The sequence below is a fragment of the Nocardioides sp. NPDC057772 genome (assembly GCF_042798075.1).
GTDB lineage: Bacteria > Actinomycetota > Actinomycetes > Propionibacteriales > Nocardioidaceae > Nocardioides.
In genome coordinates this window covers 1-5,731 of sequence record NZ_JBHVKN010000274.1, presented here as the reverse complement: position 1 = coordinate 5,731, position 5,731 = coordinate 1, and the positions used below count along the sequence as shown (strand labels likewise).

At 69.5% G+C, this 5,731-nt stretch carries 6 protein-coding genes; 2 read left to right on the top strand and 4 right to left on the bottom strand.

The genetic code is table 11. From position 1 onward, the window contains the following. Positions 1-25 precede the first annotated feature (25 nt). From ACFVJS_RS26020 to ACFVJS_RS26005, 4 genes are read right to left on the bottom strand one after another with little or no spacing between them, the layout of a single operon-like run. Entirely contained in the window at positions 26-769 is a 744-nt protein-coding gene (locus ACFVJS_RS26020; RefSeq protein WP_165111098.1) for a sirohydrochlorin chelatase, read from the bottom strand. A 49-nt stretch (positions 770-818) separates the two neighbouring features. Further along, positions 819-1,562, bottom strand: coding sequence for a phosphoadenylyl-sulfate reductase (locus ACFVJS_RS26015; protein ID WP_008357240.1), 744 nt, complete (start codon positions 1,560-1,562; stop codon positions 819-821). Continuing rightward, positions 1,559-1,729: a hypothetical protein gene (locus ACFVJS_RS26010; RefSeq protein ID WP_378886406.1), complete on the bottom strand. Its 171-nt coding sequence runs from the start codon at positions 1,727-1,729 to the stop codon at positions 1,559-1,561. Before ACFVJS_RS26010 ends, ACFVJS_RS26015 begins: the two co-directional genes overlap by 4 nt. Further along, complete coding sequence (locus tag ACFVJS_RS26005) at positions 1,726-3,450, bottom strand: nitrite/sulfite reductase (protein ID WP_378886405.1); 1,725 nt, start codon at positions 3,448-3,450, stop codon at positions 1,726-1,728. The genes ACFVJS_RS26010 and ACFVJS_RS26005 overlap by 4 nt, the downstream gene beginning before the upstream one ends. 465 nt (positions 3,451-3,915) lie before the next feature. Between ACFVJS_RS26005 and ACFVJS_RS26000 the strand changes: the two genes are divergently transcribed. Both ACFVJS_RS26000 and ACFVJS_RS25995 read left to right on the top strand, forming a co-directional pair. Then, positions 3,916-5,373: a glycine hydroxymethyltransferase gene (locus tag ACFVJS_RS26000; RefSeq protein ID WP_378886403.1), complete on the top strand. Its 1,458-nt coding sequence runs from the start codon at positions 3,916-3,918 to the stop codon at positions 5,371-5,373. A 4-nt stretch (positions 5,374-5,377) separates the two neighbouring features. After that, the coding region (locus ACFVJS_RS25995; RefSeq protein WP_378886401.1) for a GNAT family N-acetyltransferase at positions 5,378-5,731 on the top strand (354 nt) is incomplete at its 3' end.

The window sequence follows — 5,731 nt, the reverse complement described above, 5'->3', positions numbered from 1 at the left end:
CGAGCGACGTCTCGGCGAGTTCGGGTCAGACCGGGACGAGCTCCACGGCACCGACGGCGTAACGGGCCAGGATCGTGCGGGCCACCTCGGGGTGGGCGCCCATCGGGTCGCTGACCGCCACGGCGCCGGCCTCGAGGGCGAGCTCCTTGGCGCGGTCGGGCAGCTGCCCGGGAGCCAGGAAGAGCATGCCGACGGCGATGTGGCGGCGGCCCTCGGCGCGGAAGGCACGGACGGCCTCGCCGGTCGCGGGCGGAGCAGCCGAGGCGTACGCGGCCACGACCGGCAGCTTGTGGTGGGCACCCCAGATCCGGGCCAGGCGAGCCACGGACTGGTTGGCCAGCGAGTCCGAGGAGCCGGCGGCGGCCAGGACCAGCGCGTCGAGCTCGCGGACCCGGGCAGCCTTCAGGGAGGCCCGCAGACGCTCGTCGAGCACCTGCAGGAAGACGCTCTCGAGGCCGAGGATCGCGCTGGTGTGGATCCGCAGGCCGGCGTGACGGGCGGTGGCCTCGGCGATGACCGAGGGTACGTCGACGCGGGCGTGGAACGCCTCGGTCAGCAGGAGCGGCACGACGACGATCTCGTCGTGGCCGGCCTTGACGAGCTTGTCGATGACGGCCTGGAAACGGGGCCGGGAGTGGTCGAGGAAGGCGGCTTCGATGCGGAGGTCGGGGCGCAGGGCGCGTACCTCGGCGACGAGGGCGTTGATGGTCGCGGCGGACTGCGGATCGCGGCTGCCGTGAGCCAGGGCTACCAGAGCGGGAGCTGCCATTGTCTTCATCCTTCGGGTGTTGCAGGGAGTCGGAAAGTCTGTGGAGAGGTCAGGCGTGGATGCCGCACTCGGTCTTGCCGGTGCCGGCCCATCGCCCGCTGCGCGGGTCCTCGCCGGGGGCGACCCGGCGGGTGCACGGCGCGCAGCCGATCGAGGGATACCCGTCATAGACGAGCGGGTTCACGAGCACTCCGTTGTCCTCGATATATCGCTCGACCTGCTCGTCGGACCATCGCGCCATCGGCGAGACCTTGACCTTCTGGCGCTTGGCGTCCCAGCCGATGACCGGGGCGATGACCCTGTTCTTCGTCTCCGCGCGGCGCAGACCGGTGGCCCAGGCGTCGTAGGAGGCGAGCGAGTCGGCCAGGGGCTTGACCTTGCGCAGCGCGCAGCACAGGTCGGGGTCGGTCCGGTAGAGGTCCTTGCCGTACTCCGCGTCCTGCTCCGCGACGCTCTGCACAGGGGTGATCGTCAGCAGGTTGACCGGCATCGTCGCCGCGACCGCGTCGCGGGTGCCGATCGTCTCGATGAAGTGGTAGCCGGTGTCGAGGAAGACCACGTCGATCCCGGGCACGACCTTGGAGGCCAGATGCGCGAGGACCGCGTCGCCCATCGAGGACGTGATCGCGAACCGCTCGCCGAAGGTGGCGGCGGCCCACTCGATGATCGTCTCGGCCGGGGCGAGCTCGAGCTCGGCTCCCCAGTGGGAGACGATCTCGCGCAGCTCCTCGGGCGTACGTCCCTCGGTGTCCACCGCGCGGTTGGCGCGGGCGGCTGCTGTGCTGACGCTCATGCGTGCGCCTCCTTCGTGACGGTCCGAGAGATCTGTCCCAACGACTTCAGCTGGAAGGCCCGCAGGCAGGCGCGGCACTCCCAGGACCCGTGCGCCGCCTCGTGGGGCCACAGGTCGGTCTCCCCGCAGAACGGGCAGTGGAACGGCGTACCCGCGCGAGAGCTCATGCGGGCACCTCGCTCAGGGTCTTCTCGCCGCGCAGCAGCACCTCGTCGGCGCGTGCGGTCCAGGCCGAGAACGTCTCGCCCTCGGTCCGGTCGGCCAGGTAGTTGACCACCAGGGCGGAGATGTAGTCGTCGAGCCCAGCGGAGGTGACCTTGTGGGCCCGCAGCTTGCGGCCGAAGTTGGCGGTCAGGCCGGTCGCGCCGCCCAGGTGCACCTGGAAGCCCTCGACCTGGTTGCCGTCGTCGTCGAGGACGAGCTGGCCCTTGAGGCCGATGTCGGCGACCTGGGTGCGGGCGCAGGCGTTGGGGCAGCCGTTGACGTTGACGGTGATCGACGCGTCGAGCTCCGGGAACCGCGACTCGAGCGAGGCGATCAGGTCACGGGCGCGGTCCTTGGTGTCCACGATCGCGAGCTTGCAGAACTCGATGCCGGTGCAGGCCATCGTGTTCTGGCGCCAGTTGGAGGGTCGCGCCGAGAAGCCGATCGCGTCCAGCTCGGTGACCAGGTCCTCGACGACCTCGGGCGAGACCCCGATCAGCACGACCTTCTGGTACGGCGTGAGCCGGGCGCCCTCGACGGCGAACTTCTCCATCACGCCGGCGAGCTCGACCAGGTGGGTGCCGGAGATGCGGCCCGCGACCGGGGCCAGACCGACGTACTTCTTGCCGTCCTTCTGGTCGTGGATGCCGACGTGGTCGCGGTGGCCCAGTGGCGACTCGGGGGAGGGGTTGGAGATCAGCTCGCGGTCGAGGTACTCGTTCTCGAGCACCTCGCGGAACTTCTCCTTGCCCCAGTCGGCGACCAGGAACTTCAGCCGCGCCCGCGAGCGCAGCCGGCGGTAGCCGTAGTCGCGGAAGATGCCGGCCACGCCGGCCCACACGTCGGCGACCTCCTCGAGCGGCACCCATACGCCGAGCTTCTCGGCCAGACGCGGGTTGGTGGAGAGACCGCCGCCGACCCAGACGTCGAAGCCGGGGCCGTGCTCGGGGTGGACGGTGCCGACGAAGGCGATGTCGTTGATCTCCGGTGCCACGTCGTGCGACGGGTGGCCGGTCAGCGCGGTCTTGAACTTGCGCGGGAAGTTCGAGAAGGCGGGGTCGCCCAGGTAGCGCGACTCGATCTCGCGCAGCGCCGGGGTGCCGTCGATGATCTCGTCGGCGGCGACGCCGGCGACCGGGGAGCCGAGGAACGGGCGCGGCGAGTCGCCGCAGGCCTCGGTCGAGTGCAGCCCGACCTCCTCCAGGCGCGACCAGATCTCCGGGACGTTCTCGATCTCGATCCAGTGGTACTGGATGTTCTCGCGGTCGGTGATGTCGGCCGTGTCTCGCGCGAAGTCGATGCCGATCTGACCGAGCGTGCGCACCGCGGCGGAGGAGAGGAGCTTGCCGTCGGAGCGGACCCGCATCATGAAGTAGCGGTCGTCGAGCTCCTCTTCCTCGAGGATCGCCGTCTTGCCGCCGTCGATCCCGGGCTTGCGCTGGGTGTAGAGGCCGAACCAGCGGAAGCGACCGCGCATGTCCGCCGGGTCGATCGAGTCGAACCCGCGCTTGGAGTAGGTGTAGAGGATCCGGTCGCGAACGTTGAGCGGGTCGTCGTTCTTCTTCGACTCCTCGTTCTTGTTCAGCGGCTCGGTGTAGCCGAGGGCCCACTGACCCTCGCCCTTCTTGGGCCGGGGGATCTCGGTCCGGGTGGCGCGCTTGGCCTGAAACCGGTTGTCGCTCATGTCAGAGAAACCTTTGCGTCGGTCGTGGACGCACGGCGGAGCAGGGACGTGCTCGCGGCGAGCGCCCGGGATGTCTGTCGGGCGGCGGGCCAGCGGCTCGACGCGGTGGGATGCGGAGCGCTGGGCGTCAGTGGCGCCAACAGATCGAGCTGCGGATGCGGCAATAGTCCACGTGGCGTCGAACCACGAGGTGCGCATGTGTTGCAGCAGTGACCATGTCAAGGAGTCTCAGGGAGCGGACGGCGCTCACGCAATCTGGAATCCCGATATATGAGACGTCGGTCCGTTATGTGGGACGTTCTCGCTTGTTCACGCGTGCGATGTGTCCGAGGTCACCATCTGGTCACGCTTCCTTAACTCAGTTGAGGGAGCGGTCATTCCCGCGGGCGGTGATAGGGGGCGTACGCAACGCACCGGACGACCACGATGCTGCTCTCGCCCGCGCGGCTGACTAGGCTGTGATCCATGAGCGATCTGTCTGCCCCGGTGAATTCAGGCACTGTGAGTTCTGCCTACAACCAAGCCCTCGAGGTCATCGCCTCCGTGGAGCCCCGCATCGCCGAGGCGACCAAGCAGGAGCTCGCTGACCAGCGCGCCAGCCTCAAGCTGATCGCCAGCGAGAACTACGCCAGCCCCGCCACCCTGATGACGATGGGCACCTGGTTCTCCGACAAGTACGCCGAGGGCACCGTCGGTCACCGGTTCTACGCCGGCTGCCAGAACGTCGACACCGTCGAGTCGATCGCGGCCGAGCACGCCCGCGAGCTCTTCGGCGCCGAGTACGCCTACGTGCAGCCGCACTCCGGCATCGACGCCAACCTGACGGCGTACTGGGCCATCCTCGCCCACCGGGTCGAGGGCCCGTGGCTGGAGAAGATGGCCGTCAAGAACATGAACGAGCTCTCCGAGGCCGACTGGGAGACGCTGCGTGCCGAGCTCGGCAACCAGCGCCTGCTCGGCATGAGCCTCGACGCCGGCGGTCACCTCACCCACGGTTTCCGCCCGAACATCTCGGGCAAGATGTTCCACCAGAACCAGTACGGCACCGACCCCGAGACCGGCCTGCTCGACTACGACGCGCTGCGCGCCAAGGCGCGCGAGTTCCAGCCGCTGATCATCGTGGCCGGTTACTCCGCCTACCCGCGCCGGGTGAACTTCGCCAAGATGCGCGAGATCGCCGACGAGGTCGGCGCCACCTTGATGGTCGACATGGCCCACTTCGCCGGCCTCGTCGCCGGCAAGGTGTTCCAGGGCGAGGAGAACCCGGTTCCCTACGCCCACGTCGTCACCTCGACCTCCCACAAGTCGCTGCGCGGCCCGCGCGGTGGCTTCATCCTGGCCACCGAGGAGTACGCCCCGAGCGTCGACCGCGGCTGCCCGATGGTCCTCGGTGGCCCGCTCAGTCACGTCATGGCCGCCAAGGCCGTCGCCTTCGCCGAGGCGAAGCAGGAGAGCTTCCAGACCTACGCCCAGCAGGTCGCCGACAACGCCAAGTCGCTCGCCGAGGGCTTCCTCAAGCGCGGCGCCAAGCTCGTGACCGGTGGCACCGACAACCACCTGGTCCTCCTCGACGTCACCAGTTTCGGCCTCACCGGCCGCCAGGCCGAGTCGGCGCTGCTCGACTCCGGCGTGGTCACCAACCGCAACTCGGTCCCGGCCGACCCGAACGGCGCCTGGTACACCTCGGGCATCCGCCTCGGCACCCCGGCCCTGACGACCCGCGGCTTCGGCGCCGACGAGTTCGACCGCGTCGCCGAGCTCATCGTCGACGTCCTCTCGAAGACGACCCCCGGCACCACGAAGGCCGGTGGCCCCTCCAAGGCGTCCTACGCCATCGCCGACGGTGTCGCCGACAACACCAAGGCCGCTGCTGCGGAGCTGCTCGCGAAGTTCCCGCTGTACCCCGGTCTCGACCTGGTGTGAGCTCGTGAGCGCCCCGAGAAGGCCCAGCACGCTCCCCGGCGTCGGGACCCCGACGGTGGGCCCGACGGCGGAGGTGCGTGTCGTCGTCGAGGAGGAGTGGCCGGCGCTCAAGCACGTGCGTCTCGCGGCTCTGCAGGACACCCCTGAGGCCTACTGGGACTCCTACGAGGAGGTCGCCGCCTGGCCTGACGAGCGCTGGCGGCTCTGGGCGGCGTCCGGCGCCGCCGTCATCGCCTGGGTCGGAGACAAGCCGTCCGGGCTCGCTGCCGGGATCATCCACGACGACGAGCACCACATGATCTCGATGTGGCTGGCCCCCGACGCCCGTGGCCACGGTCTCGCCGAGGCGCTCGTCCAC

Coding starts and splice junctions, on each gene's coding strand:
- ACFVJS_RS26020 (WP_165111098.1), bottom strand. CDS start 769: ATGGCAGCTCCCGCTCTGGTAGCCCTGGCTCACGGCAGCCGCGATCCG.
- ACFVJS_RS26015 (WP_008357240.1), bottom strand. CDS start 1,562: ATGAGCGTCAGCACAGCAGCCGCCCGCGCCAACCGCGCGGTGGACACC.
- ACFVJS_RS26010 (WP_378886406.1), bottom strand. CDS start 1,729: ATGAGCTCTCGCGCGGGTACGCCGTTCCACTGCCCGTTCTGCGGGGAG.
- ACFVJS_RS26005 (WP_378886405.1), bottom strand. CDS start 3,450: ATGAGCGACAACCGGTTTCAGGCCAAGCGCGCCACCCGGACCGAGATC.
- ACFVJS_RS26000 (WP_378886403.1), top strand. CDS start 3,916: ATGAGCGATCTGTCTGCCCCGGTGAATTCAGGCACTGTGAGTTCTGCC.